The 25,807-nt window shown below is 66.5% G+C and carries 23 protein-coding genes; 14 read left to right on the forward strand and 9 right to left on the reverse strand.

The features are described 5' to 3' along the window. The first annotated feature begins 144 nt into the window (after positions 1 to 144). From N825_RS39805 to N825_RS36720, 3 genes are all read left to right on the forward strand, one after another. Complete coding sequence (locus N825_RS39805) at positions 145 to 345, forward strand: DUF2934 domain-containing protein (RefSeq protein WP_037455973.1); 201 nt, start codon at positions 145 to 147, stop codon at positions 343 to 345. A 162-nt stretch (positions 346 to 507) separates the two neighbouring features. Further along, a complete protein-coding gene (locus N825_RS20015; RefSeq protein ID WP_051512648.1) occupies positions 508 to 1,506 on the forward strand; it encodes a glycosyltransferase family 2 protein in 999 nt (332 codons plus the stop codon). Beyond that, positions 1,503 to 1,874: a GtrA family protein gene (locus tag N825_RS36720; RefSeq protein WP_051512649.1), complete on the forward strand. Its 372-nt coding sequence runs from the start codon at positions 1,503 to 1,505 to the stop codon at positions 1,872 to 1,874. The genes N825_RS20015 and N825_RS36720 overlap by 4 nt, the downstream gene beginning before the upstream one ends. A gap of 13 nt (positions 1,875 to 1,887) precedes the next feature. On the opposite strand, the gene N825_RS20025 is transcribed toward N825_RS36720, so the two are convergent. Beyond that, positions 1,888 to 3,549 (reverse strand): hypothetical protein, encoded by a 1,662-nt coding sequence (locus N825_RS20025; protein WP_037455976.1) that lies wholly within the window; start codon positions 3,547 to 3,549, stop codon positions 1,888 to 1,890. 418 nt (positions 3,550 to 3,967) lie between these two features. Between N825_RS20025 and N825_RS20030 the strand changes: the two genes are divergently transcribed. The 8 genes from N825_RS20030 (at position 3,968) to N825_RS20065 (ending at position 13,782) form a co-directional block, all read left to right on the forward strand. Continuing rightward, positions 3,968 to 4,993: a KpsF/GutQ family sugar-phosphate isomerase gene (locus tag N825_RS20030; protein ID WP_084164898.1), complete on the forward strand. Its 1,026-nt coding sequence runs from the start codon at positions 3,968 to 3,970 to the stop codon at positions 4,991 to 4,993. Between the two features lie 23 nt (positions 4,994 to 5,016). Beyond that, the gene (locus N825_RS20035) at positions 5,017 to 5,433 is read left to right on the forward strand and encodes a DVU3141 family protein (RefSeq protein ID WP_037455979.1); all 417 of its coding nucleotides are present in this window, start codon (positions 5,017 to 5,019) and stop codon (positions 5,431 to 5,433) included. A 19-nt stretch (positions 5,434 to 5,452) separates the two neighbouring features. Next, positions 5,453 to 6,271: an ABC transporter permease gene (locus N825_RS20040; protein ID WP_051512650.1), complete on the forward strand. Its 819-nt coding sequence runs from the start codon at positions 5,453 to 5,455 to the stop codon at positions 6,269 to 6,271. Then, complete coding sequence (locus N825_RS20045; RefSeq protein ID WP_037455981.1) at positions 6,268 to 6,921, forward strand: ABC transporter ATP-binding protein; 654 nt, start codon at positions 6,268 to 6,270, stop codon at positions 6,919 to 6,921. Before N825_RS20040 ends, N825_RS20045 begins: the two co-directional genes overlap by 4 nt. Continuing rightward, complete coding sequence (locus N825_RS20050; protein WP_051512651.1) at positions 6,918 to 8,138, forward strand: KpsE/RkpR family capsule polysaccharide export protein; 1,221 nt, start codon at positions 6,918 to 6,920, stop codon at positions 8,136 to 8,138. Before N825_RS20045 ends, N825_RS20050 begins: the two co-directional genes overlap by 4 nt. Next, positions 8,138 to 9,862 carry a polysaccharide biosynthesis/export family protein gene (locus N825_RS20055; protein WP_198038728.1) on the forward strand — a complete coding sequence of 575 codons (1,725 nt, stop codon included), beginning with the start codon at positions 8,138 to 8,140 and terminating at the stop codon, positions 9,860 to 9,862. Before N825_RS20050 ends, N825_RS20055 begins: the two co-directional genes overlap by 1 nt. A 132-nt stretch (positions 9,863 to 9,994) precedes the next feature. Then, on the forward strand, positions 9,995 to 12,079 hold the full coding sequence (locus N825_RS20060) for a capsular polysaccharide biosynthesis protein (protein ID WP_084164900.1): 2,085 nt from the start codon (positions 9,995 to 9,997) through the stop codon (positions 12,077 to 12,079). Continuing rightward, positions 12,079 to 13,782 (forward strand): capsule biosynthesis protein, encoded by a 1,704-nt coding sequence (locus tag N825_RS20065; protein ID WP_051512654.1) that lies wholly within the window; start codon positions 12,079 to 12,081, stop codon positions 13,780 to 13,782. Before N825_RS20060 ends, N825_RS20065 begins: the two co-directional genes overlap by 1 nt. A gap of 16 nt (positions 13,783 to 13,798) precedes the next feature. Here N825_RS20065 and N825_RS20070 read toward each other — a convergent pair whose 3' ends face one another. From N825_RS20070 to N825_RS20090, 5 genes are all read right to left on the reverse strand, one after another. Next, complete coding sequence (locus N825_RS20070; RefSeq protein WP_157619427.1) at positions 13,799 to 14,773, reverse strand: alpha-ketoacid dehydrogenase subunit beta; 975 nt, start codon at positions 14,771 to 14,773, stop codon at positions 13,799 to 13,801. A 13-nt stretch (positions 14,774 to 14,786) separates the two neighbouring features. Next, entirely contained in the window at positions 14,787 to 15,737 is a 951-nt protein-coding gene (locus N825_RS20075; RefSeq protein ID WP_037455985.1) for a thiamine pyrophosphate-dependent dehydrogenase E1 component subunit alpha, read from the reverse strand. Between the two features lie 3 nt (positions 15,738 to 15,740). After that, positions 15,741 to 16,340: a hemerythrin domain-containing protein gene (locus N825_RS20080; protein ID WP_051512655.1), complete on the reverse strand. Its 600-nt coding sequence runs from the start codon at positions 16,338 to 16,340 to the stop codon at positions 15,741 to 15,743. Positions 16,341 to 16,442: 102 nt separating this feature from the next. After that, positions 16,443 to 17,771, reverse strand: coding sequence for a GAF domain-containing protein (locus N825_RS20085; protein WP_157619429.1), 1,329 nt, complete (start codon positions 17,769 to 17,771; stop codon positions 16,443 to 16,445). A gap of 5 nt (positions 17,772 to 17,776) precedes the next feature. Then, the gene (locus N825_RS20090; protein ID WP_051512656.1) at positions 17,777 to 18,265 is read right to left on the reverse strand and encodes a hypothetical protein; all 489 of its coding nucleotides are present in this window, start codon (positions 18,263 to 18,265) and stop codon (positions 17,777 to 17,779) included. 213 nt (positions 18,266 to 18,478) lie between these two features. Here N825_RS20090 and N825_RS20095 point away from each other — a divergent pair, with 213 nt between their 5' ends. Continuing rightward, complete coding sequence (locus tag N825_RS20095; protein WP_037455990.1) at positions 18,479 to 19,783, forward strand: methyl-accepting chemotaxis protein; 1,305 nt, start codon at positions 18,479 to 18,481, stop codon at positions 19,781 to 19,783. A gap of 117 nt (positions 19,784 to 19,900) precedes the next feature. Here the strand turns inward: N825_RS20095 and preA are convergent, their stop codons facing one another. Next, entirely contained in the window at positions 19,901 to 21,178 is a 1,278-nt protein-coding gene (gene preA, locus N825_RS20100; protein WP_037455991.1) for an NAD-dependent dihydropyrimidine dehydrogenase subunit PreA, read from the reverse strand. Positions 21,179 to 21,202: 24 nt separating this feature from the next. Next, on the reverse strand, positions 21,203 to 22,570 hold the full coding sequence (locus N825_RS20105; RefSeq protein WP_342666033.1) for an NAD(P)-dependent oxidoreductase: 1,368 nt from the start codon (positions 22,568 to 22,570) through the stop codon (positions 21,203 to 21,205). A 170-nt stretch (positions 22,571 to 22,740) separates the two neighbouring features. On the opposite strand from N825_RS20105, the gene N825_RS20110 reads away from it, so the two are divergent. Further along, positions 22,741 to 23,418 (forward strand): TetR/AcrR family transcriptional regulator, encoded by a 678-nt coding sequence (locus N825_RS20110; RefSeq protein WP_157619431.1) that lies wholly within the window; start codon positions 22,741 to 22,743, stop codon positions 23,416 to 23,418. Then, positions 23,415 to 24,182: a DeoR/GlpR family DNA-binding transcription regulator gene (locus N825_RS20115; RefSeq protein ID WP_037456188.1), complete on the forward strand. Its 768-nt coding sequence runs from the start codon at positions 23,415 to 23,417 to the stop codon at positions 24,180 to 24,182. Before N825_RS20110 ends, N825_RS20115 begins: the two co-directional genes overlap by 4 nt. A gap of 29 nt (positions 24,183 to 24,211) precedes the next feature. Here the strand turns inward: N825_RS20115 and serA are convergent, their stop codons facing one another. Continuing rightward, a complete protein-coding gene (gene serA / locus N825_RS20120) occupies positions 24,212 to 25,789 on the reverse strand; it encodes a phosphoglycerate dehydrogenase (protein WP_037455996.1) in 1,578 nt (525 codons plus the stop codon). Positions 25,790 to 25,807 lie beyond the last annotated feature (18 nt).

Consider the following 25,807-nt stretch of genomic DNA (forward strand, 5'->3'; position numbering starts at 1 on the left):
GGTTGTCATGGGAACTTCATGTCAGGAAACAACGTGTCCACCCTACCCGCCCGCGACTCCCAGCGTCAATTCGCGCCGGCGGATCAATCGACCCGCCGCGCGTGTTGTCCCGAAACACCATCACCCGCGGGAAGGAACCATGACATGACGGCCCCATCCAACCGTGACGAACTCATCCGCCAGCGCGCCCACGAGATATGGTTGCGCGAAGGCCGACCCTCGGGCCGCGAGGACCAGCACTGGCATCAGGCGAAGGACGAGGTGGCGGTCGAGGAGGATGGCTCCCTCTCCGTCGCGGGGGAGGAGGATCCGGAGCCCATGCCCGCCATTCCCACGCCGAGTTGAGACGCGCGAAAGCACATGAGCCGATTGATCCGGCGTCTTGAATACGTATCCGCGAAGGAGATCTGTTGAATCCCACGCTCGTCATCCTGTTGGCGGACGGGAGTTGCCAAGAACGCGGCCCTGTGTCGAACTTGCCCAATGCGGGATGGTGCCAGATTGACGATGAACGACGATCTTCCCGCCCTATCGGTCGTGGTCCCTTGTTACAACGAGGCGGCCGTGCTCGACCAGTTGCACGCGCGCGTGTCGACCGTTTGCAGGCAATTGTTCGCTGACGACTACGAGTTGATCCTGGTCAACGATGGATCGCGGGACAGCACCTGGGCCGACATCCTCCGTCTCGCCAGCGAGGATCCCGCCGTCATCGCCGTCAATCTATCCCGTAATTTCGGCCATCAGCTCGCCCTCACCGCCGGTCTGACGATCTGCCGGGGCCAACGAATCCTGATCCTGGACGCCGATCTCCAGGACCCGCCGGAGCTGCTGCGGGAGATGCTGCCCCTGATGGACGGAGGCGCCGACGTGGTCTACGGCAGGCGCGAGGCGCGGGCGGCGGAAGGATGGTTCAAGAAGACATCCGCCAATCTGTTCTATCGCGCGTTAAGGCACATGGTGGATATCGACATCCCGGCGGACACCGGCGATTTTCGGTTGATGAGCCGGCGAGCCCTGGACATCCTCAACTCGATGCCCGAGAAGCACCGGTTCATCCGCGGCATGGTCAGTTGGGTGGGCCTTCGGCAGGTGGCATTCAGCTACCAGCGCCAGCCGCGCGTCGCTGGCGAAACCAAGTATCCCGTATCCAAGATGGTCCGCTTCGCGCTGGACGCCATCACAGGGTTCTCCATCCAACCGCTGCGCATGGCGTCGTATCTGGGGCTGATCTTCGGGGTGCTGGGCATCCTGGCGCTGTTCTACGCCTTCCACAGCTGGGTCACAGGCAGCGTGGTGGCCGGCTGGACCAGCTTGATCACGGTCGTCCTGCTGCTCGGTAGCGCGCAACTGTTCGTGCTTGGGATCATGGGTGAGTATCTGGGCAGGCTCTATATCGAAGCCAAGCACCGGCCGCTCGTCGTCATCGAATCCATCCACTCGCTGCGGTACCAAGCTTCGGAGATGAAGGCTCCCGCGATGACGGGAGTACGGCTGGCCGCCGAATGAGGCGACTGGGGACATTCGCCGTCATCGGCGTCTCCAACACCCTGATCGACATCGGCATCTACGCGCTCTTGTCGGGAGGCCTCGGTATTCATCCCGTCGTAGCCAACACGGTCTCATATTCCACCGGAACGCTTTCCAGCTACCTCATGAACCGCCGCTGGACCTTTCGAGACCGCGGATCATCCAACCCCGCCCGACAGTTCGTGGCATTCTGCGCGACCAATCTGATCACGCTCGCCACCTGCAACGCCGTCATGGCCTCGACGCTCGACTTGGCGCCGGAGGCCGCGATCAAGGTCCTGGTCGTGGCGATAGGATTCATGATGAACTACACCATGTCGAACCTCCTGGTTTTCCGGCGTCGGTGAGCCTCCACGCCGCCTATCGCACCCTCCCAAGTGGCTCGGCCAATGGCTCGGACGTCTGGTTCCGCATGACGATGAACCGTCCGCTTTCGAAGACCGGTTCGAGACTTCGAAGCTCCCGTCGTTTCTCCGGGCTGAGGTAGTCGGCGTAGGTGATCAGCAGATAATCGAACGCCGCGAAGCGCGGCACCAGCACCCGGCCGGCTTCCTCCAGCGGCCTGGGAGCCAGGATCTGGTCCAATTTCTCCAATCCCTGATCCTTGGGGGCGATGTGACGGAACTCCGGCCTGACTGACAGCACCTGTTTCTGCGGATGGCTGAACAGCATCGGGTTGAAGACGGACCTCTCGTTCACCACGAGCGTCGGCACCCAGACCAAGGCCGGCACCGTCACCAGGCTGAGGTGACCGGACGATCCCCGTAGCGCCTCCCGCCTGAAGACGGCCATGTCGTTGCCCAGGGCATCGGCCACAATCATCCGGCTGCCGCGCTCCATGGGCTGGACAGCCGCGCGGAACTCGGTCAGGTAGTCCTGATGCTGATACCACACCTGCGCCACCACGGTCATCCGGGCGACGAACAACACCCCGAGAACCGCGGCGGTCGCCGGAGCGATCCAGCTTCGGGGAAACTCCGGCCGGATCGCCGCCACGCCGACCAGCGCCACGACGATTGGAAAACGCTCCACGGTGAACCCGGTGTCCAGCATGGTTCCAGGCAGCACCACGAACAGGACGGATACGATCGCCATTCCGGGCAGCATCGGGACCGCGACCCGAAGCCTTCGGAACCAAGCGAGTGCCGAGACCATACCGCCCAATATCAGCAGGGTGACCGCGTCCAAGTAGAGATTGTAGTTCAGCACCGGCATCAGGACGCCGCGCAGGCGTGGCCACAAGGTCCAAGTCCCCATCAGTCGCCCCTCGGGAACATTGGCGTCGCCCAACTGGATCCGCAGGAAAAAGATCAAGGGGGGAACGAACGGCAGGCACAGCACGGCCAAGTCCATCCAGACGACCCCGCCGAAACGCCGCCCCCGCGGCCTCGCGAAGATCCTGGCCAACTCATATCCGCCGACCAGGATGCCAAAGAACCCCAACGCCATGAGATGGGTGACGTACAGGATCATGCACGAGACGACGCCGCCGATCAGCCGGACAGTGACCGACGACTCCCGGAACGCGATCCACTGCGCCAGGGCCAGCAGCATCACCCCCAGGCCCAGCGAGAAACTGGTGAAGCCGGCGGTCAACGCGCCGTGATAGAGCAGGAGGAACCCGGCCAGCGGCCACCAGCCAAGCCGGCCGAACAGGACGCGGTGCAGGACGAGGATGCCAGCCAGCGTGGTCAGCAAAATGACCCCGATCAGCACATTGCCCGCCGCCTCGGCCGACATGAAGGGCATCAGGGCCGCCATCACCAAGTCACTCCCCAGGTTCGGCACCAGCTTCCAGTCGACCGCGTAATAGCGCGCCAGATTGGGATCGGTGCCGATGGTCGCCATGACATGGCTGCGCGCCACGTGATTGGGGTGGTCGAGCAGCGGGGGAACGTCGACCAGCAGCAAGGGGAACAAGGTCAAGCCAACCGCCGCGACCAGCAGTCCGACCCAGAGCATCAGACCGCGGGTTAGGGGGTCGATTGTCGAAGCGCCGCGGGCGCCTTCCATGCCGTGCATGCCGTTTCCTCAATGGATCGCCCAGAGTGGGCTTCAAACAGATCAGAACGCGGCAGTTACCGCTTCGGCTCCGAATATCCATCTCGGCCTTCCCACTAATTAGGCCACCGGCCCCACTCCCGCGTTAGCGCATCGGCGGCGAACCAGTCGCATGCGGGAAACGCCACCGCCACAAGCGGCACCCTCCCCGGACGCCGGTTGTCGCACTCTCAGGCTGCGCGCATTTCGTAGTTAATCAATCTCTAACCATATGGACGGTATGTCTTGGTCACGCAGTTGCGCATCTGACTTTTTCCTATTACGAAAGGCAGATATTGGCTAGGCCGATCGCCGTATACGAAAGGTGAATAGCCCAAACCTCAGTTCCTGCCGGGGCCTCTCCCGCCACCCTGGATATTTCCGGAGACCGCAGCCAGCCATGACCAGTCTAGCACCTATCGCCGATTTTAAGATTTTCTCACCTACTTCGGAGGCCGCGATCGTACCGGACGCCATCCGTTCGGCGGTCGGCACCCTGACCAACTACGCCGTCGCCTTGGCCGATCTGGCCGAGCGGATCGACGGCGGTTTCGAGCGGGCCGTCGAAGCCGTCATGGCGACGCGGGGCCGGGTGATCATCAGCGGCATGGGCAAGTCCGGCATCATCGGCAAGAAGATCGCGGCCACCTTGGCCTCGACCGGCACGCCGAGCTTCTTCATGCATCCGGCCGAGGCGATCCATGGCGATCTCGGCATGATCACCAGCGACGACCTGATGATCCTGATCTCCTACAGCGGGGAAACCGACGAGGTCATCCGGCTGGTGCCCTCGCTCCAGCATTTCGGCGTCCGCCGGATCGCCCTGGTCGGCAAGCCGGACTCGACGCTGGCGCGCAACTGCGACATCGTCCTGGACGCCTCGATCACCCGCGAGGCCTGTCCGAACAATCTCGCCCCCACGACATCCACCATGGCGGCCCTCGCGATGGGCGACGCGCTGGCGGTGGCGCTGATCGAGCGGCGGGACTTCAAGGCGCTTGATTTCGCCCGCTTCCATCCCGGCGGCTCCCTTGGCCGCCGCCTGCTGACCCGCGTCCGCGACGTAATGCACACGCGCCGCTTGCCGATCGTCGGCTGCGACGATCCCGTCCGGGATGTCATCGTCGCCATGACGACCAGCCGCCTGGGCATCGCCATCGTCATGCGGGACGACATCGGCGAACCGGGGGCGGTCGCCCTGGCCGGCATCATCACCGACGGCGACCTGCGCCGCGCCCTGCTTCGCCGCGAGGGCATCGGCGGCCTGCGCGCCTCCGACATCATGACCGATCAGCCACTGACCGCCCAGGAAGGCGAGATGCTGGGCGACGCCGAAACCCGCATGATCGAGGCCAAGGTGTCCAACCTGATCGTGGTCGACGCCGCCGGCGATGTCGCGGGCGTCGTCCAGATCTACGACAAGTGACCCCTCGGACCGCAGAGACACCCATGCCAAGCCGCCGCTCCGCGAGCCCGTCACGCCTGCTTCGACACGGTGCCGCCGCCTGCCTGCTGCTCGTCGGCCTCGGCGCCTGCGCCACTCCCGACGCTGGCGCCCCCCCGATCGCGGCGGTGACGCCACCCAGCGCCGTCTCCAGCCGAACCCAGCCGCTCGGCGCCGGCTGGGCCGAATTCCTGGGGACGGCCCCCGAAGGCGCCACCGCCACCCTGCCCGGCACCGGCGGCGTCCCCGTCACGGTGACAGCTGGCGACGCCTATTCGTCCGCCAGCGGCCTCGCCTGCCGTCATTATCAGGTCGCCGAGAACCGCCGTGCCGGCGCTGGCAACCGTCTCCGGGTCGCGTGCGCCTCTCCCGATGGCTGGCGGGCGACACGCGCCGTCGTCGCCACCACCATCGGCGAATGAGGGCGGGGTGCCTCCCTCGATGACTGGAACCACCACTGGTAACAAGATCCCGCCCGTCCACCGGCAAGCGAGCGCCCTGGCCATCCAGGGCCGCGTGCTGCTGGCGATCATGCTGCGCGAGACGACGACGCGGTTCGGGCGGACCCGGTTCGGCTACGCCTGGGCGCTGGTCGAGCCTATCGCCCATGTCGCGACCTTGCTGACGATCTTCACACTGCTCCGCCGCGCGGCGCCGATCGGCAACGACCTGTCCCTGTTCTTCACGACCGGCATCGTGCCTTGGCTGATGTTCGTCAACATCTCGTCGCGGACCATGAAGGCGGTCGACGCCAACGGAGCGCTGCTCAGCTATCCGCAGGTCCTGCCGATCGACATCATGGTTGGCCGCGCGCTGCTGGAATCCGGCACCATGATCGCCGTGTTCACGATCCTGCTGATGGGCTTGGGCGCCCTTGGCAGCGCCACGGTGCCCGGCGACTTCCTGGATCTGGCGGGTGCGCTGGCCTGCGTCACGGTCTTCGCGACCGGCCTGGGGCTGCTCAACGGCGTGGCCGTCAGCCTGCTTCCCTCCTACGAGAAGCTCTACACCGCGGTCACCAGGCCGCTGTATTTCGTTTCCGGGATCTTCTTCACCGCCGACGCCATTCCCTCGCCCATGCGGGAGTGGATGGTGCTCAACCCCGTCCTGCACATGATCGAATGGACCCGCTCCGGTTATTTCCAGGACTATGACGGCACCCACTTGGATCGCGGCTACGCGGTCGCCATCGCGGCGGTCCTGCTCTTCCTCGGTCTGGCGGCCGAGCGCGTGGCGAGAGACCGGCTGAGGCGGGCATGATCCAGTTCGACCGCGTGTCCAAGGCCTACGCCACCCCATCGGGCCCCAAGATCATCCTCGACGACGCCGACATCCATTTCCGCCGGGGCCGAAGCGTCGGCATCCTGGGCGTCAATGGCGCCGGCAAGTCGACGCTCCTGCGCATGATCGCGGGCGCCGAGGCGCCAGACACAGGGCGCATCATCCGCCGCGCCCGCCTGTCCTGGCCGCTGGGTTTCGCCGGCGGCTTCAACGGCAGCCTGACCGGCGCCGAGAACCTGCGCTTCGTCTCGCGCATCTATGGCGCCGACCTCCGCTCCATCCAGGATTACGTGGCCGACTTCTCCGAGTTGGGGAACTACCTGCACATGCCGATCCGGACCTATTCGTCGGGCATGAAGGCGCGGCTCGCCTTCGCGCTAAGCATGGCGATCGATTTCGACTGCTATCTGGTGGACGAGATCACCGGCGTGGGTGATCGGAACTTCCAGGCGAAATGCCGGGACGCCTTCAGGGAACGGCGTGGCCGGTCCGACGTGATCATGGTCTCCCACAGCATGGCGACCATCCGCGAGCACTGCGACAGCGCCGCCGTGCTCTCCGGCGGCAAGCTGACATTCCACGACGACATCGACGAAGCGGTCGCGGCATACGAAAGGCAAGCGGCATGAACGCCATTCCCAGCAAGATCCGCACGGTACCGCGGGAAGATCCGACACCCCGCCCGGACCCCGAGATCGCCTCCGCCCCGATCACCCCGCCGGCGCCGGCTCCCGTCGCCAATCGCGAGCGCCGCCGGCTGGCGCCCTGGTCGGCGGCCCTGTGCGTCGGCCTGCCAACCCTGCTGGCCCTGATCTACTACGGCGCCCTCGCCTCCGACCAATATGTCGCCGAGGCCCGGTTCGCCGTCCGCGGCAGCGAGGCGGCGGCGACCGACATGCTGGGCGTCCTGACCGGCGTGCCTGGCCATGCGGCCTCGGCCGGCGACGCCATGATCGTGCAGGACTACATCCGATCGCGCGAGGTGGTGGACGAGTTGAGCCGCCGCTTCGACCTCCGCGCCCTCTACGCCCGACCGGACGCCGACTGGCTCGCCCGGCTGAACCCGGACGACCCGATCGAGGATGTCGTGCTGTACTGGCGCGGCATGGTCGACGTGGCGTTCGACAACCTCTCCGGGATTACGACATTGCGCGTCGCCGCGTTCCGGCCCGACGACGCGGTCGCCGTCGCCAACGCCGTGCTGGAGACCAGCGAGACGTTGGTCAACGGCTTGTCGGAGAGGGCGAGGAAGGACGCGGTCGCCTTCGCGGAATCGCAGGTCGCGGACGCCGAGACCCGGCTGACCGCCGCGCGCGAGGCGCTGACGAGCTTCCGCGACCGCCGCCAGGCGATAGACCCCGCGCGATCGGCCGAGGCCCGCCTGACCATCCTCAGCGGGTTGGAGGGCGAACTCGCGAAGAGCGAGGCGGAGCTGTCGGCCATGAAGGCCTTCATGCGCTCGACCGCGTCCGCGGTCGTCTCGCTGGAGAACCGGATCGCCGCCCTCAAGCGCCAAATCACCGAGGAGCGTGGCAAGCTGGCCGGTGATCCGGGCCAGACCGATGTCATGAGCGGGATGGTCGCCGATTACGAGCGCCTGATGATGGAGCGCGAGTTCGCGGAGAAGGCCTATGTCTCGGCGCTTGGCTCGCTGGAGGGCGCCAGGGCGGAGGCTGTGCGGAAGCAGCGTTATCTCGCGTCCTTCGTCCAGCCGCATCTGCCGGAGGACGCCGTCCGTCCGCGCCGGCTGATCTCGATACTCACCGTCTTCTTCGGCGCCCTGATCGCGTGGGGTATCGGCGCGTTGGGTGTGGCCGCCGTCAAGGATCACGCAGGTTGGGCATGATGACCATTCGCAGAACCCTTCTCACGACCGTTGGCCTCGCCGTGCTGGCCACCGTCCCGGTCTCGGCCTCGGTCCACCCGGCGATGGCGCAGACGCGTCCGGTCGCCGCCTCCGCCCCGGTCAAGCCACAATCCCGCCCGATCGACACGCGGACGGTGCAGCAACGGCAGTTGGATGACCGTCAGCCCGTCATGGCCCAGCCTCAGGGCCAGCAGCCGGCTTTGCCGGCCATGCCGGAACTACCGCCGCCGTTCGGCGCCAACCTGTTCTCCGGCGCCTTCCAGCTGGAACGGTCGGACGGGCTGAACGCCGACTACGTCGTGGCACCCGGCGACCGGATCGCCATCCGGGTGTGGGGCGAGATGACCGCCGACGAGGTCGCGGCGGTCGATGCCCAGGGCAACATCTTCATCCCGAGCGTCGGTCCCGTCCAGGTCGCCGGCACGCGCGCCAACGAGTTGGACGCCAAGGTCAGAGGGTCGCTGAGGTCGGTCTACACCAACAACGTCGAGGTCTATGTCAACCTCCTGACCGCGACCCCCGTGACGGTCTACGTCACCGGTCCCGTGCTCCAGCCCGGCCAATACGCCGGACTACCGTCCGACAGCCTTCTCTCGTTCCTCCACCGGGCCGGCGGCATCGACGCCGAACGCGGCAGCTACCGCAAGATCAAGGTCCTGCGCGCCGGCAAGGAGGTCGCCCGCGTCGACCTCTACCGCTTCCTGATCGACGGGCATGTTCCAGCCTTCCGCTTCAGGGATGGCGACGTCGTCCTGGTCGAGCGGCAGGGACTGACCGTCACGGTCGACGGAACCGCGCGCAACCCGTTCCGCTTCGAGTTCGCCGGTTCCACCGCCACCGGCGCGGAGCTGATGGACATCGCCCGTCCGATGCCCAAGGTCAGCCACGCCGGCGCTTCGGGAAACCGCGACAGCGGCCCCTTCTCGGTCTATGTGCCGCTGTCGGATTTCCGGGCCCTGCGGCTCCAGGACGGGGACAGCGTCCGCTTCCAGGCCGACGACCACGCCCAGATCATCGACATCGGCATCGAAGGCAGCCATCTCGGTCCCTCGTACTACGCGGTCAACCGCGACACGACGTTGAAGGAACTGCTCGACCACATCGCGGTCGACACCGGCAGCGCCAATGTCCAGGCGGTCTACCTGCGCCGGCGCAGCGTCGCCCGGCAGCAGCGCCAATTGCTCGACGAGTCCCTGCGCCGGCTCGAACAGAGCGTGCTGACGGCCCCCGCCTCGTCCGACGGCGAGGCGACGATCCGCGTCCAGGAGGCCGCGCTCGTCAGCCAGTTCGTCGAGCGCGCCCGCGCCGTCCAACCGGAGGGCCGCGTCATCGTAGCCCGTGACGGCAAGGTCGCCGACATCCGCCTGGAGGACGGCGACACCGTCATCATTCCCCAGCAGAGCGACCTGATCATGATCGCCGGCGAGGTGCTGGTGCCTCAGGCCGTCGTCTATTCGCCACGATCCTCCGCCGAGGACTACATCGCTCGCTCCGGTGGCCTGACCGAGCGAGCCGATCCCGACCGCTTCGCCATCATGCGCGCCAACGGCGCAGTCGAGATCGCGTCGACCGAACCGCTCCGGCCGGGCGACAGTCTGCTGGTTCTGCCCAAGGTCGACACAAAGGGCCTCCAGATCACCAAGGACATCATGCAGGTGATCTACCAGATCGCGGTCGCGGCGGCGGTGGCCCTGGCCATTTAAATTCTTAGAACCAACCGCCTATCACTTACAACAAACAGCATAGAAACATCATGGTGAACACTACAGTAACCATAATTTAAAGTCTCTGGCATGTAATGAAACCGTGGTTTCCTTCACCGATACACGGAATTCATGGCAGTCCGGACGGCATCAGCCCGCCACAAAACCTGTTCGACCGCGGTGTTCTCGAAGGGAATTCTGCGGATACCGCACCTCAAGGCGTTCCTGGGAGACATCACCTGGGCGCCGGGTCCCTCCGACCACGCCTGGGAGCGGATCGACAGCGTGGCGGGATGGGGCGTCAAACCAACCTCCCGAACGGCATCCCAACAGGCGGCGCGGCGCGGCGTCCCCTATCTGGCGCTGGAGGATGGCTTCCTCCGGTCGCTCGACCTGGGCGTCAAGGGCGCTCCGCCGCTCAGCCTGGTGGTGGACGACCAGGGCATCTATTACGACGCGACCCGGTCCTCGGCCCTGGAAACCATGCTGAACGAGGGCGGCTGGGAAACCGGCCAGCTCCGCGACCGCGCCGCGGCCGGCATCCGCTTCCTCCGCGACCATCGGCTCAGCAAGTACAACGCCGCTCCGGAACGTGACTTCAGCCATCTCGCCGAAGCGGGCAAGCCCGTCATCCTGATCGTCGACCAGACCCGAGGCGACGCCTCGGTCACGTCAGGTCTCGCGAGCGCCGAAAGCTTCGACCGGATGGTGGCGGCCGCCCGCGCCGAGAACCCCGATGCCTTCCTGGTCGTCAAGACCCATCCGGACGTGGCCGCCGGCCTCAAGCGTGGCTATCTCGGACGGCATCTCGGCGGCGGCGACCTCCACGTCGTCGCCGAGGCGGTCAACCCGTGGTCGCTGCTGGCGGTGGCCGACCGCGTCTACACCGTCACCAGCCAGCTCGGCTTCGAGGCGCTGATGGCGGGCAAGCCGGTCCGCTGCTTCGGCATGCCCTTCTACGCCGGCTGGGGCGCCACCGAGGACGACGTCACCTGCCCGCGCCGGAAGGTCCGCCGCTCGGTCGAGGACATCTTCGCCGCCGCCTACCTGTGCTACGCCCGCTATGTCGATCCGTTCACCGGCCACTTGCGCCGGTTCGAGGACATCGCCGAACTGCTGGCCGACTGGAAGCGCCGCAACGACGCCGACCGCGCGCCGACCTTCTGCGTCGGCATGTCGCCCTGGAAGCGGCGGACCGTCGACAAGTTCCTGGCCTCGACCGAGAGCCGGCCCCGCTTCTGCCGATCCGCCCGCGAGGCCGTCGCCCGCGCCAGCGCCAGCCATGGCCGCGTCGTCGTCTGGGCCTCGCGCGAGCCCGCCGACCTCGCTGGCCTGGCCGCCGCGGCCGGCGTGTCGCTGCTCCGCCTGGAGGACGGCTTCCTCCGCTCGGTCGGGCTTGGCGCCGACTTCCTGCCCGCCGCCTCCCTGGCGCTGGACGCCGGCGGCATGTACTACGACCCGCGTTCGGGCAGCGACCTGGAAGCGCTGCTGGAAGCCGGCGGCTTCGACGAGGGCATGCTGGAGCGCGCCGGCCGGCTGCGCGCCGCCGTCGTCCGCGAGGGCCTGACCAAGTACAATGTCGGCCGCGGCCGCTCCGACATAGACTGGCCCGCCGGCCAGCGCCGCATCCTGGTTCCGGGTCAGGTCGAGGACGACCGCTCCGTCCGCCTCGGCTCCCCCGTCGTCACCACGAACCTGGACCTGCTGGCGCGCGCCCGCGCCGCCGAACCCAACGCCTTCATCGTCTACAAGCCGCACCCCGACGTCGAGGCCGGACACAGGCGAGGCGCCATTCCCGACCAACTGGCGCTGGACCACGCCGACCGGATCGTCCGCGACATCTCCAGCGCCACCCTGATCGGAGAGGTGGACGAGGTCCACACCATGACCTCCCTGATCGGGTTCGAGGCTCTCCTGCGCGGCAAGGCGGTCACGACCCACGGCGCCCCGTTCTACGCCGGCTGGGGTCTCACGCGGGACATGCTGACCCTGCCCCACCGCATCCGCCGCCTCACACTGGACGAGCTGGTCGCGGGAACCCTCATCGCCTACCCCCGCTATGTGGACCCCGTCACCGGCCTGCCCTGCCCGCCGGAACTGGTCGTGGCGCGGCTGGCCCAAGGACGCGGCCAGCGCGCCCGTCCGCCCCTGATGGTCCGATTGCGCCGGCTGCTGGGTGGCTGCCGCGTCGCGTTCGGCAAGCTGGCGAGGACGTGATGGCGCGCGGCTTCCTGTTCCTCCAGGGCCCACACGGTCCATTCTTCGCCAAGCTCGGCGCCAAGCTGAAGGCCGATGGGGCCGATGTCGTTCGGGTCAACTTCTCGGGTGGCGACTGGCTCGACTGGCACGGTCCGGGGACGCTCCCCTATCGCGGCACGGCGGCGGGATGGCCGGCCTGGGTCGCCCAACTCGCCCGCGATGGCGGGATCACCGATCTGGTGCTCTACGGCGATTGCCGTCCGCTGCACCGCGCCGCGATCGACACGCTGAAGCCGATGGGCGTCGAGATCCACGTGCTGGAGGAAGGCTACTTCCGCCCCAACTGGATCACCTGCGAGAAGGGCGGCGTCAACGGCCACACCCTGATTCCGAAGAACCCGGACGAGATCATCCGCCAAGCCGACGAGCTTGGCTGGCCGCCGGCCAATGGCGAGCAGGTCGGCGCCACCACCGCCATGATGGTGCGCTGGTGCCTCCGCCACTACGCCGCGCGCTGGCTGGCGACCCCCTGTTTCCCCAAATACCGGACGCATCGCCCGGCCAACTCGCTGACCGAGGCGCTGAGCTGGATCGGTAGGCTGGTCAAGCGCCGCCCCGCGCGCCGCAAGGCCGACGCCCAGGTGGCGGCGTTGCTGGAACAACCGAACCCGTTCTTCCTGCTCGGGCTCCAACTCGACAGCGACGCCCAGATCCGTCGGCACTCGCGCCTGACCGACATGGCGGCGGTGCTGGACCTCACCCTCGCCTCCTTCGCCAGCCACGCGCCGGCCAACGCGACGCTGGTGGTCAAGAACCACCCGCTGGACAACGGCCTTCGCGACTACGCCCGCCTGACCGCCGACAAGGCGGAGGAGTTGGGCATCGCGGAGCGCGTGATCTTCCTGGATGGCGGCCGCCTGCCGCCGTTGCTGGCGAAGGCGCGCGGCTTGGTCGTCGTCAACAGCACGGCGGGCCTCCAGGCCCTCCACCACGGCTGCCCGACGCTGGCGCTGGGCGACGCGATCTACGCGATCCCCGGTCTGGTGAGCGACACCGGTCTCGACGACTTCTGGCGCCACCCCATCCGGCCCGACCGCCGGCTCTACCGCGCCTTCCGAGCCGTCGTCATGGCGCACAGCCAGCACAACGGTGGCTTCTACACCGAGGATGGCATGACGCTGCTGGTTCCCCGGCTGGCCGCCCACCTTCGGCGTGGAACTGCGATCGCACCGCCCCAGGCGATCGGATCGGGGCTGCGCGAGGCGGCGGAGATGCTGGACGAATTGCTGCCGCTGCTGGCCGACCTGACCGACGCCACGGTGCGCCACGCCCTCAACGAAACGCTGGTCGCCCGGCAGAAATCCGACCGGATCCACATCGAGATGCTGCGCGACCGGGCGCTTCGGCTCAGCAACGACCTGATCCGGGCGTCCCACGCCGAAGTCACCGCCGACACCGCCTCGGCCAGCCGCATGGCCGAGATCTGCGGCTGTGCCGCGATGGTTCGCCGCCGGCTCGTGACTTTTCCCGTGATGGCCCCCTCCGCCGCCGGCCGCCAAATCTTCGAGACTGTCCGGGCGGAGACGGCGGCGGCCGAGGAGATCACCATGCTGCATCGGCTGCTCCAGAAGCTGCGCGACGACATCGATCCTCCAAAGGCCCTCGCCGATGTTCCGGCCGACACCCGCCGCATCCGGTTGAAGGTCGCGGCGGGCCGCTGACCGGCGCTCCGACGCCTCAGCCGACCGGCGCCGCGCGGTCTTCCAGGATGCCCTCCACCGCCGTGACGATATCATCGGCTTGCGGCACGAAGGCCTGCTCCAGCGCGAAGCTTGACGGCGCCGGGGCGTCCGGTCCCGTCAGCCGCACGATGGGAGCCCGCAGGTGGTGGAACGCCTTGCCCGCCACCAAGGCCGCGATCTCCGCGCCGACGCCGCACATCCCGCTCGCCTCGTGGACGACGACCAGCCGGCCGGTCTTGGCGACGGAGCGCAGGATCGCTCCTTCATCCAGCGGCTTCAGGGTGCGCAGATCGATCACCTCGGCCTCGACGCCCCGTTCGGCCAGCGCCTCGGCCGCCGCCACGCAGGTGTGGACGGTCTTGGCGTAGGAGACCAGCGTCACATCGCCACCCTCGCGCCGGATCGCGGCTGAACCCAGGGGAATCGCCTCGTCGCCGTCCGGGACGGAACCGGCCGTGTACCCGAGCGCCAAGTCGGTGAAGAACAGCACGGGATTGTCGTCCCGGATGGCGCTCTTCAGCAATCCCTTGAAGTCGGCGGCAGTCGACGGCATGACCACCTTCAGCCCTGGCGCGTGGACGAACCAAGCCTCCAGATTGTGGTTGTGCTGCGCGCCGACTCCCCAGCCGGTTCCGGTCATCGCCAGGACGACCATCGGGAACGAGAACTGCCCCCCGGACATGTAACGGAGTTTTCCGGCGCTGTTGACGATCTCGTCCATCGCGTAGCACAGGAAGGGGACGAACAGCAGGTCGACCACCGGCCTCAAGCCCATCGCCGCGGCGCCTACGGCGGTTCCGGCGATGATGCCCTCGGCCAGGGGCGTGTTGCGGACCCGCGTGGCCCCGAACTCGCCCAGCAGATCCGGCCGCTTGGTCGCGACGCCCTCGCCAAAGATCAGGACGGTCGGTTCACGCCTCATCTCCTCGGCCAGCGCCGCGGAGATGGCGTCGTTCACTGTCATTTCCATGGTCGCCATCCCTTCACGCGTAGACATCGCTGGTAAGCTCGCGCCGCTCCGGATAGGGGCTGGCGTCGGCGACCCCGACCGCGCGGTCCAGCCTGACGCCAACCTCCACGTCGATCCGGTCGAGATCGGCCTCGTCCGCCATGCCGGACTCGATCAGGCGCCGCCGCAGCAGCACCAGGGGATCGCGGGCGCGCCACCGCGCCAGTTCCGCGGGATCGACATAGGCTTGGTCATCCGGCTCGAAGTGCCCGCGCAGGCGATAGGTCATCACCTCGAGCAGGTGGGGCGCGCCGGTTTCCCGAATGCGGGAGATGGCGTGCTCGGCCGCCTCGCGGACCGCCTCGACATCCATGCCGTCGACCCTGGACCCACCGATGCCATGACCCGCCGCGTGGCCGACGACACCGTCCGCCAGCATGGTTTCCTGGCGATGGACGAAGGCCTGCCACTGGTTGTTCTCGCAGACATACAGGATCGGCAGCTTCCAGACCGCCGCGAGGTTGAGGGATTCATGGAAGCGTCCCTGACACGCGGCGCCATCGCCGAAGAAGCAGGCGACGACTCCCGCCTGTCCCAGCATCGTCCGCGCCAAGGCGACGCCGGTCACCAGAGACAACTCGCCGCCCACGATGGTGGAGGTCAGGACGACGCCCAGTTCCTTGGACGAGATGTGCAGCGAACCGCTCTTGCCGCCGCAATAGCCGCCGCTCTTGCCCATGACCTCCGCCAGCATCCGGGCCGGATCGGCGCCGCGCGCCAGCAGGTGTCCGGCGCTCCTGTGGTTGGTCAGGATCAGGTCGTCGGAGGACAGCGCCGAGACGACCCCCACGGCCGATGCCTCCTGCCCGATCGACGTGCAGGTTCCCGGCAACCGATGCTGGCCGGCGAGGGACACCACGGTATTCTCATAGGCGCGGATCAGCGCCATGCGCTCGTAAGCCTGGATCAACGTATTGGCGCGCATGGTTCAAGCCGCCCGCGCCATGCCGGCCATCGCCCGCTCCAACGCCGCCCGCTCGGACGGATTGGCGGCGGCGAGCATCCAGCGGACGGTCAAGTCCATGTTCTCCGGCGTTTCCGAGACAATGATGCCATGCTCGATCGCCTGAAGCTCCGCGTCGGAGTAACACCGCCACAGGACCGCGTTGTTGTGCGTCTCCTCGATGTTCATGTGGACGTAATTCTCGCCGACGAACACCGCGAGGCGATGGTACAGCGCGTGGGCCGCGACCGCCCGAACGTCACCCCGGCTGGTCTCCACCGCGACGATATCGGCCTCCAGTGCCGAGAATTCGGCGTCATGATGGGCGTGGTCGTCCGAGGCGTGCCGCGACGAGCCGGGCTCGCGCGCTTCCATCGCGGGATGGACGTGGACGTTCTCATGGTCGAGATGCCCGGCGCAGAAAACCAGCAGGTCCCGGATCCTTCCCAGCGCCGCAGCGGTGGCCGCGTCATCATCGGTATCCATCGTCCCCGCCGCCATCAGCGTGTCGGCCATGTAGGCGCGCAGCGCCTTGTGGATCATGCGGTACATGTCGTGGCGCGGCGCCTGAACCTGATCGATCATTTTCGGTTGGTCTCCCCTGGTGGTTTCTTGATGGGGCGGACCATAGCCGAGGGCGACCGGAACCGTTTGCTAACTCATTCCTCAAGACTTGCTAAATTCTTGCTAACTGATTTGTACCTCCTTCAGGTCGACCGGATGCCGGACGACCAGTCGGAAACGCCCTCGGCCGGTCTTCTCGATACCGATGAAGCCGCACCGATCCACCAGTCGGCGCTGGAGCAGGATCAGCCGCGCCTCCAGGTTCTCGGCGGCGTCCGGCAGCTTCAGGTCGGGTGCCATCCGAAGCTCCCGATTGGAGAAATCCGTCCTGCCATGGTGGACATGGTCGCGCAGCAGCTTCCAGAAGATGGCGCCGGCGACGCCCTTGATCAGGTAGTCGTGGCCGATGAACACGCTGTCGTCCCGGCCGTAATGGCTTATCGCGATCGCCTCCGCGTCCGGCGTGGCGAGAGGCTCCGCCGCCGGTTCCGCCATCTGGATCGGTCGCCGCAGCACCTCCATCATGGTGCCCAACTGTGCCGCGACGGTGACCAGCGCATCCTCGTCGTCGTGGCGGAACCGCAGGTCGCGCGGGCTCTCCACGAACAAGATCCCAGCCAATCCACCGACGGTACCGATCGGCACGGCGAGCTGGCTGCGGGGCTCCCTCAAGCCTGGGAATGGGATCTCCCTGGCACCTCCGTCCGTTCGCCCGGTGCCATCCAGCGCCGCCAAGCCATAGCTGTATTCCGATGTCATGTGGGAGATCCGGATCGGCGTCCGCTCACGCGCCGCGACGCCGATCACGCCGTCGCCAAGCGCTATCTCCGAGCCGACACCGGAAGACGGATAGCCCCGGCTCGCCACCGTGTAGAGCGACCCGCCCGTCTCGTCCAGCATCAGCACCATGGCGTGATCGATGCCGAATTCGGCCTCCAGATCGGCGAGGACTTGGTCGAGCAGGCAGGACAGGTCGGAGCACACCATCAGCCGCTCAACCGTGCGGCGGGTCGCGGAGAGCAGGTTTCCCCCAGGCTCCGGCAGTGGCAAGGCGACGCCGGGCACCCGCTCGATCTCCAGCACGCGGTAGAGGTCGGCGCCGAGCAGACGGAAGACGCCTTGCATGCCGACATGAGACGCGATGCCGGACAGCCGGGCCTTCATGCTCTCGAACAGGGGACCGCTGGTCTCGGTGTGCAGATAACGCACCGCCAACCGGTACTGGACCGCCGTGTCGGGATCCACCACCTCCAACGCCGCGTGCGGGTTGGCCAGGATGTTTCGGCGGGTCTTGTTGAAGAACTGGTACGACAGCGCGATATGTGCACCATCCACGTAGTTGATCTGCGACAGCAGGGAGACGTTCGGCGTCCCGTCCGCGGCGCAGGTCGCCAGCGTCGCCGGGATCACGCCTTCAAGACAATTGCGGATCGCGTCGAGGGTGACCACCACCGCGCTCAGTCCTCCAGTGGATCGCCGGCTTGGGCGCCGGGCGTTTGGGTGAAGACATCGTCAGGATGGAATGTGACCGCGGTGACCGTGCCCTCACCGTGGGACAACAACGCCGCGTTGAAGGCGGGGCCGAAGCCGAGCGGTTGGATCTCCACCCCGAAGATCTGGCGATACCGCTCGAGAACCGCCATTGCCGCCATGTCGGCCGGCGCCACAACCGCTCCGCCCGACTTGATCTGAAGCGACTTGTGCGTGCTGGGTTCGGTGAACACGACCGCCACAGGGGCGCCAGCCTCGAGGGAGTCCAGCAAGGTCCCGGCCGCGGTTCGACACAAGTAGACCGTGACTTTCCCACCGCTGGCCTCCACTTCACAGCCAAGCGCGCGGTTGACCGCCGGAGCCCCGCTTCCCGCCGTCGGGGCGGCGACGTTGATGCTGACCGCACCCGTGATGAATGCCCTGACGGCATCGCTGAGAGTGGATTGTCGCGGCATGTCACCGGATCGTGCTGGCTATCCAACCCGAGCATACAGGCACTGGGCGCCAAGCTCCACTTGGCTGAAGGGGTGCCTTGAGCGTCACCTGAACGGCGAAACAGGAAAATGCACATTAAGCGATCATTAGGTTCCGTTTGATAAGAATTCTAATTGTCGGTGAGCGAAACAGAACACCCTATAAATCACCCCAGTTCGGGAGCAGAAGAGACCATGCGCTTTCCCTTCGGTAAGCCGGCCAAGGACAGTGGCGACCGGTCCGAAACCCTCGACCTTCTCGACCGCTACGCCGGCGTCGGCTTGTGGGACGCCAAGCTCCACGAAGGCGATCCGATGCACGCCAAGAGCTTCTGGCGCTGGTCACCAGAATTTCGCCGGCTGGCCGGCTTCAAGGACGAACAGGATTTCCCGAACCTGGTCGGCTCCTGGGCCGATCGCCTGCATCCCGATGACGCGGGTCCGACATTCGCCGCCTTCGGCGCCTGTCTGGCCGACAAGACCGGCCGCACCGGGTATGACGTCGATTACCGGCTGAAGCTGAAGGACGGTTCCTACCGCTGGTTCCGCGCCATCGGCGGCGTCGCCCGCGACGCGTCCGGCACGGCCACCCGCGCCTGCGGCTCGCTGATCGACATCCACGCGGAGAAGACCGCCGTGGCGGAGCGCCAAGCCGCGATGAGGCAGCTCGCCTCCCAGTTCGAGCTGAACGTGATGGGCGTCGTCGAGATGGTTTCCGCCTCCGCGTCCGACCTGCGGACGACGGCCAACGCGATGTCGTCGGCCACCCAGCAGGCCGCCAGCCAGACCGAGACGGTGGGAATCGCCTCCGATCAGGCGACCAGCAACGTCCAAACCGTGGCGACCGCCGCCGAGCAGCTCAGCGCGTCGATCCTCGAGATCAGCGAACGCGTCAGCGACGCCGCCCAGGTCTCGTCGTCCGCCTCGCAGGAAACCGTCCGAACCAGCGCCATCATCCAGAGCCTGGCGGACGCCGTCGGCCGGATCGGAGAGGTCGTCAACCTGATCAACGCCATCGCGTCGCAGACCAACCTACTCGCCCTCAACGCGACGATCGAGGCCGCCCGCGCCGGTGAGGCCGGCAAGGGTTTCGCGGTGGTCGCCGGTGAGGTCAAGGAACTGGCGAACCAGACGGGTCGGGCGACAGACGAGATCAAGAAACAGATCTCGTCCGTCCAGGAGGAAACCGGCCGCGCCGTCGGCGCGATCAAGAACATCGCCGACGTCATCGACCGGGTTCAGAGCATTTCCAGCAGCATCGCGTCCGCCGTCGAACAGCAGAGTGCCGCCACCCGGGAAATTTCCCGCAACGTCCAGCAGGCGGCGCATGAGACCCACAAGGTCTCCTCGAACATCGACGGTGTCCGTCAGGCGGTCATGAGGACCGACTCGGCGGCCGGGACGATGTTGGCGTCGACCAGCAAGCTTCACCAAGACTCCGAGAAACTGCGCCACGAGGTCACAGGCTTCCTCAAGGCCGCGCTCGGTTCCGTCGCGTGAGCCGTATCGGCTGACGGGAGTGCCGCGGGCCGGTCCTGGGGAGCTTGGCAGCATCCCACGGGACCGGCCGCGTGTGCGCGCCCTACCGCGTCATCATTCGGCCGCCAGACCGCATGACTATTCGGCCGCCTGACGGCGCATGGGATTGTTGGGATGATCCTGCCACGTCAAGAACGGCTTGCCCTCGTCACGCTCCTGCATGGTGATGCAGTTTTCGACCGGGCAGACATGCATGCATAGATTGCAGCCAACACACTCCTCCTCGATGATCTCATAACGCCGCGCGCCATCGATCCTCAGCGCCCCAACCGCCTGATGGGCGGTATCCTCGCAGGCGATGTGGCACAGCCCACACTTGATGCAGGCGTCCTGGTCGATATTGGCGACGATCTTGTAGTTGAGGTTGAGGTCCTGCCAGTGGACGTAGTTCGGGATCGCCATGCCGGTGAAAGCCCGGATATCGGCGAAGTCCCGGCTGTCCATCCAGTTGTTCAGGCCATCCGCCATGTCCTCGACGATGCGGAACCCGTGATGCATCGCCGCCGTGCAGACCTGCACGGTGCTGGCGCCCAGGCTGATGAACTCCGCCGCGTCATGCCAATTCGAGATCCCGCCGATGCCGCTGATCGCCAGACCCTGGCATTCCGGATCGCGCGCGATGTCGGCCACCATGTGCATGGCGATCGGCTTGACCGCCGGTCCGCAATAGCCGCCATGGGTGCCCTTGCCACCCACCACCGGCGTCGGGGCCATCACGTCGAGATCGACCGACATGATCGACTGGATCGTGTTGATCAGCGACACCGCGTCGGCTCCGCCCCGCTTGGCGGCCCGCGCCGGTCCCAGGATATTGGTGATATTGGGCGTCAGCTTGACGATCAGCGGCATCCGGCTGTGCTTCTTGCACCAGCGCGCGACCATCTCGACGTATTCCGGGACCTGTCCGACCGCCGAGCCCATGCCGCGCTCCGACATGCCGTGGGGGCAGCCGAAGTTCAGCTCGATCCCGTCCGCCCCGGTTTCCTCGACTTGGCGGAGAATGTTCTTCCAGCTCTCCTCCTCGCATGGCACCATCAGCGAAACGACAACGGCTCGGTCCGGGAACTGGCGCTTGACCGACTTGATCTCCTGTAGATTGACCTCGAGGGGCCGATCGGTGATCAGTTCGATGTTGTTGAAGCCGGCGATCCGGGTGCCGTTGTAGCTGAAGGCGCCATAGCGCGACGACACGTTGACGACCGGCGGGTCCTCCCCAAGCGTCTTCCAGACGACACCGCCCCAGCCCGCCTTGAAGGCGCGGACGACATTGTATTCCTTGTCCGTTGGCGGGGCGGAGGCCAGCCAGAACGGGTTTGGTGAGCGAATTCCGATGAAATCACTGACGAGGTTCGCCATGCCCTTATCTCCCCTTCCCCGCCGTCACGACGCGCTCAGCTGGCGATGGATCGCCGCCGCCGCCAGTTTGCCGTCCTGCACCGCCGAGACGGTCAGGTCGATGCCAGCGACGCAGTCGCCCCCGGCGAACACATTGGGCAGCGAGGTCTGACGATCCTCGTTGACCGCGAACCGCCCATCCGGCCGGAACTCCAGCACCCCGTTCAACTCGCCGGCGCCGATCGACGCCGGCACGAAACACTGGCCGATCGCCTTGAACACCATGTCCGCCGGAACGCGGAAGAACTCTCCCGTGCCGGTCAGCCGGCCCTCCTCGTTCAGCATGGTGTATTCGAACTCGACCTCGCGCACGCGCCCGTCCATCGCGATCACTTGGCGCGGCTGGGCCCAGTGCTTGATGCGGACGCCGCTGGTCTGCGCCCACTCCTGTTCCATATGCGTCGCCGACATGCCGTCGGGGCCGCGCCGGTAAACGATGGTGACATCCTCGGCACCCAGCCGCTTCGACTGGATCGCCGCGTCGACGGCGGTGTTGCCGCCGCCGATGACGACGATTCGGCGCCCAATGGGAAGCGTCGACTTGTCCGCCGCCTGCCGCAGTTCCGCGATGAAGTCGACCGCGTTGACGACGCCCTCCAACCCCTCGCCCTCGATCATCAGGGCGTTGACCGCGTTGTGGCCCAGTCCCAGGAACACCGCGTCGTAGTCCGCCCGCAACTCGGCCAGATGGATATCTCGGCCAAGGGCCTTGCCGTGTTCGATGGTGATGCCGCCGACCGATAGGATAAAATCGACCTCGCGCTGGGCGAAGTCGTTGGTCAGCTTATAGGCGGCGATGCCGTATTCGTTGAGGCCACCCGGTTTGGGTCGCGCCTCGAAAACGGTGACCTCGTGACCCAGCACCGCCAAGCCATGCGCGCAGGAAAGACCCGCGGGCCCGGCGCCGACCACGGCGATTTTCCTGCCGGTCGGCTCGGCCCGCGTGAAGGGTTGGATGCCGCGCTCGAACAGCCAGTCCGTCGCGTAGCGCTGGAGCGAGCCGATGGTGACCGGCTTCTGTTCCTGAGCGGTGCGGACGCAGGCCTGTTCGCACAGGATCTCGGTCGGGCACACCCTGGCGCAGGTGCCCCCCATGATGTTGGCTTCCAGGATCGTCGTGGCGGAGCCCTTGACGTTGTCAGCCGCGATCCTGGCGATGAAGCTGGGGATGTCGATGCCGGTCGGGCATGCCTCCATGCACGGAGCGTCGTAGCAGTAGTAGCAGCGCGCCGCCTCGATCAGCGCCTGTTTTCGGCTGAGAGGCGGCGTGGCATCCTCGAAATTGGTCTCGTAATCCCGTAGCGGCAACCGCCCGGAGGCGATGTCCGCCGGCACGTCCATCACGCTGGTCATCCCACCTGCTCCTGTTCCGTTTTATCGTTCCGCCCGTTTTACCGGTCCACGTCTTATCGTTCCCTTTGTCGGGATCTTTGATGGAATGCTATAAACAAATTGACCAGTTGGTCAACTTGTTTCAAAAATGATCATCATCGTGACGGAATGCTTCTCGGATGGGCGATCTGATGAATAATTCGGCTGCCTCGGGCCTCACCGACACATCGCGTGGCCGCATCCGGCGGGAGAACGAGACGCGGATATTGGAGGCCGCCGAGCGGGTCTTCGCCGACACCGGCCTGGCCGGTGCCACCATGGCCCAGATCGCCCAAGTCGCGGGTCTGCCCAAGGCCAACCTGCATTATTACTTCGGCACCAAGGAGCAGCTGTATCAGGCGGTTTTGACCGGCATCCTCGAGCTTTGGCTGGACGCGACCGATACAATCCATCAGGAAAGCGATCCGGCCGAGGCGTTGGCCGGCTATGTCCGCGCCAAGATGCTGCATTCCCGCCAGCGTCCCTTGGCATCCAAGGTGTTCGCCAACGAACTGCTGAGCGGCGCTCCTTTCCTGACCCACTATCTGGAGATTGAATTGAGGCAACGGGTCGAGGCGAAGTCGCGGATCATCGCGGGCTGGATCGCGGATGGCCGCATGACCAGCCTGGATCCCCGCCACCTGTTCTTCATGCTGTGGGGCATGACCCAAACCTACGCCGACTTCGCGGTCCAGATCCGGGCCGTGCTGGAAGTCGAGACCTTGAGCGACGCGGCCTGGGACGAGGCGACGTCGGAGGTCGTCGATTTCGTGCTGCGGGGATGCGGCATCCGGACCGCCCCGAACCAACCATCGGGACTGGTTTCGTGAAGAGCGACACCCGGCAGCAACGCATCCTCGACCTCGCCGGTCGTCAGGGCTTCGTCTCGATCGACGGGCTGTCGCGGCAGTTCGACGTGACCCCACAGACGATCCGCCGTGACATCAACCAGCTGTGCGACCAGGGATTGCTTGAACGTCACCACGGCGGCGCCGTTCCGCGCTCCACCACCCACAACGTCGACTACGTCGAGCGCAAGGCGCTGGGGTCGGAGGCCAAGCGGGCTATCGGGCGTCTGGTGGCTCGGCACGTGCCGGAAGGCGTCTCGCTGTTCATCAACATCGGCACGACGACCGAGGCGGTGGCTCAGGAATTGGTCGAGCACAAGAACCTGAGCGTGATCACCAACAACCTGAACGTGGCGGCCTTCCTGGCCGGCAGCACGGAACTGGACGTGCTGGTGGCCGGCGGTCTGGTGCGCAACCGCGACGGCGGCATCATCGGCGAGGCGACGATCGACTTCATCAACCAGTTCAAGGTCGATATCGGCATCATCGGGATCAGTGGCATCGACCTGGACGGCACGCTGCTGGATTTCGACTACCGCGAGGTCCGTGTGGCACAGGCGATCATCCGCAACGCGCGCACCGTCTTTCTCTGCGCCGACCACAGCAAGTTCGGCCGCAACGCGATGGTGCGGCTGGGTCATATTGGCGAGGTCAGCGCCCTGTTCACCGACGAAGCGCCGCCGGCCCCCCTGGCCGATGTGCTGTCGGCCCATGGCGTCGAGGTCCACATCGCGCGGGGGGAGTAGCGCTCCACTCCCCCTTCTTGCGCTTTAGGTCAGAACGTCAGGGCCTTGGCCCGGACCACGCTCGGCAGGCCGCCGATCTTGTGGAGCAGCTCCTCACTGATCCGCTGATCGACCGAGACCAGGGCGATGGCGTTCTCCCCCGGTGCCGTCCGGCCCAGGTGGAAGGTCGCGACGTTGATCCCGGCGGCGCCCAGGGTGGTGCCGAGATGACCGATGAAGCCAGGCTTGTCCTCATTGCGGATGAACAGCATGTGGCTGGACACCTCGGCCTCGATCGGAACCTCCTCGATACCGACGATCCGGGGCTTCTCGCCGCCGAACAGGGTCCCGGTCAGCGACCGCGACCGCTGGTCGGTATGGATCACCACGCGGATCAAAGTCTGGTAATCGCTGGCCCGCTCGCGCTTGGTCTCGGCGATCTCGATGTCGCGCTCGCGCGCGATCACGGGAGCGTTGACCATGTTGACGCTGTCCAGCAGCGGCCGCAGCAGGCCCATCAGCACCAAGGCCGTCAGGGGCCGCGTGTTCAGCTCCGCGACATGACCCTCGTATTCGACCGTGACGCCCTTCAGGCCGCTCTCGGTGATCTGCCCGGCGAAGCTGCCGAGCTGTTCGGCCAGTTGCATGTAGGGCCGCAACTTGGGAGCGTCCTCGGCCGAGACCGACGGCATGTTCAGCGCGTTGACCACCGCGCCGGACACGAGATAATCGGCCATCTGCTCGGCGACCTGCAGCGCCACGTTCTCCTGGGCCTCGGTCGTGCTGGCGCCCAGGTGGGGCGTGCAGATCACCTGCTCCATGCCGAACAGCGCGTTCTCCTTGGCGGGCTCCGACGCGAACACGTCGAGGGCGGCGCCCGCGACCTGACCGCTCTCGATCGCCGCCTTCAGATCCTCCTCGACAATCAACCCGCCGCGGGCGCAGTTGATGATCCGGACACCATTGCGGCACTTCGCCAGCGAGTCGGCGTTGAGCAGGCCGCGGGTGCCATCGGTCAGCGGCGTGTGCAGCGTGATGAAGTCGGCGCGGGCCAGCAACTCGTCCAGCTCGACCTTCTCGACGCCCAGGTCGACCGCCCGCTCCTGGCTGAGGAACGGGTCGAACGCGATCACCCGCATCTTCAGCCCAAGCGCGCGGTCGGCGACGATCGAGCCGATATTGCCGCAGCCGACGACGCCTAGAACCTTGGCCGTCAGCTCGACGCCCATGAAGCGGTTCTTCTCCCATTTGCCGGCCTGGGTCGACGCGTTGGCGGCCGGGATCTCGCGGGCCAGCGCGAACATCATGGCGATGGCGTGCTCGGCCGTGGTGATCGAGTTGCCGAACGGTGTGTTCATCACGACGACGCCGCGCGATGTCGCGGCCGGAATGTCGACGTTGTCGACGCCGATGCCGGCGCGGCCAACCACCTTGAGGTTGGTGGCGGCGGACAGGATGTCCTTCGTCACCTTGGTGGCCGACCGGATGGCGAGACCATCGTACCCGCCGATGATCTCTTTCAACTCGTCCGGCTTGAGACCGGTCTTGACGTCCACCTCGACGCCGCGCTCGCGGAAGATCTCGACCGCGCGCGGGCTCAGGCTGTCCGATATAAGGACCTTTGGCATTGTGACACTTCCTCCATG

The organism is Skermanella stibiiresistens SB22 (genome assembly GCF_000576635.1).
Taxonomy (GTDB): domain Bacteria; phylum Pseudomonadota; class Alphaproteobacteria; order Azospirillales; family Azospirillaceae; genus Skermanella; species Skermanella stibiiresistens.

Coding starts and splice junctions, on each gene's coding strand:
- N825_RS20015 (WP_051512648.1), top strand. CDS start 508: ATGAACGACGATCTTCCCGCCCTATCGGTCGTGGTCCCTTGTTACAAC.
- N825_RS20055 (WP_198038728.1), top strand. CDS start 8,138: ATGACCATTCGCAGAACCCTTCTCACGACCGTTGGCCTCGCCGTGCTG.
- N825_RS20030 (WP_084164898.1), top strand. CDS start 3,968: ATGACCAGTCTAGCACCTATCGCCGATTTTAAGATTTTCTCACCTACT.
- N825_RS39805 (WP_037455973.1), top strand. CDS start 145: ATGACGGCCCCATCCAACCGTGACGAACTCATCCGCCAGCGCGCCCAC.
- N825_RS20060 (WP_084164900.1), top strand. CDS start 9,995: ATGGCAGTCCGGACGGCATCAGCCCGCCACAAAACCTGTTCGACCGCG.
- N825_RS20050 (WP_051512651.1), top strand. CDS start 6,918: ATGAACGCCATTCCCAGCAAGATCCGCACGGTACCGCGGGAAGATCCG.
- N825_RS20065 (WP_051512654.1), top strand. CDS start 12,079: ATGGCGCGCGGCTTCCTGTTCCTCCAGGGCCCACACGGTCCATTCTTC.
- preA (WP_037455991.1), bottom strand. CDS start 21,178: ATGGCGAACCTCGTCAGTGATTTCATCGGAATTCGCTCACCAAACCCG.
- N825_RS20075 (WP_037455985.1), bottom strand. CDS start 15,737: ATGCGCGCCAATACGTTGATCCAGGCTTACGAGCGCATGGCGCTGATC.
- N825_RS20045 (WP_037455981.1), top strand. CDS start 6,268: ATGATCCAGTTCGACCGCGTGTCCAAGGCCTACGCCACCCCATCGGGC.
- N825_RS20040 (WP_051512650.1), top strand. CDS start 5,453: ATGACTGGAACCACCACTGGTAACAAGATCCCGCCCGTCCACCGGCAA.
- N825_RS36720 (WP_051512649.1), top strand. CDS start 1,503: ATGAGGCGACTGGGGACATTCGCCGTCATCGGCGTCTCCAACACCCTG.
- N825_RS20095 (WP_037455990.1), top strand. CDS start 18,479: ATGCGCTTTCCCTTCGGTAAGCCGGCCAAGGACAGTGGCGACCGGTCC.
- N825_RS20035 (WP_037455979.1), top strand. CDS start 5,017: ATGCCAAGCCGCCGCTCCGCGAGCCCGTCACGCCTGCTTCGACACGGT.
- N825_RS20080 (WP_051512655.1), bottom strand. CDS start 16,340: ATGATCGATCAGGTTCAGGCGCCGCGCCACGACATGTACCGCATGATC.
- N825_RS20105 (WP_342666033.1), bottom strand. CDS start 22,570: ATGACCAGCGTGATGGACGTGCCGGCGGACATCGCCTCCGGGCGGTTG.
- serA (WP_037455996.1), bottom strand. CDS start 25,789: ATGCCAAAGGTCCTTATATCGGACAGCCTGAGCCCGCGCGCGGTCGAG.
- N825_RS20090 (WP_051512656.1), bottom strand. CDS start 18,265: ATGCCGCGACAATCCACTCTCAGCGATGCCGTCAGGGCATTCATCACG.
- N825_RS20070 (WP_157619427.1), bottom strand. CDS start 14,773: ATGGAAATGACAGTGAACGACGCCATCTCCGCGGCGCTGGCCGAGGAG.
- N825_RS20110 (WP_157619431.1), top strand. CDS start 22,741: ATGAATAATTCGGCTGCCTCGGGCCTCACCGACACATCGCGTGGCCGC.
- N825_RS20025 (WP_037455976.1), bottom strand. CDS start 3,549: ATGCACGGCATGGAAGGCGCCCGCGGCGCTTCGACAATCGACCCCCTA.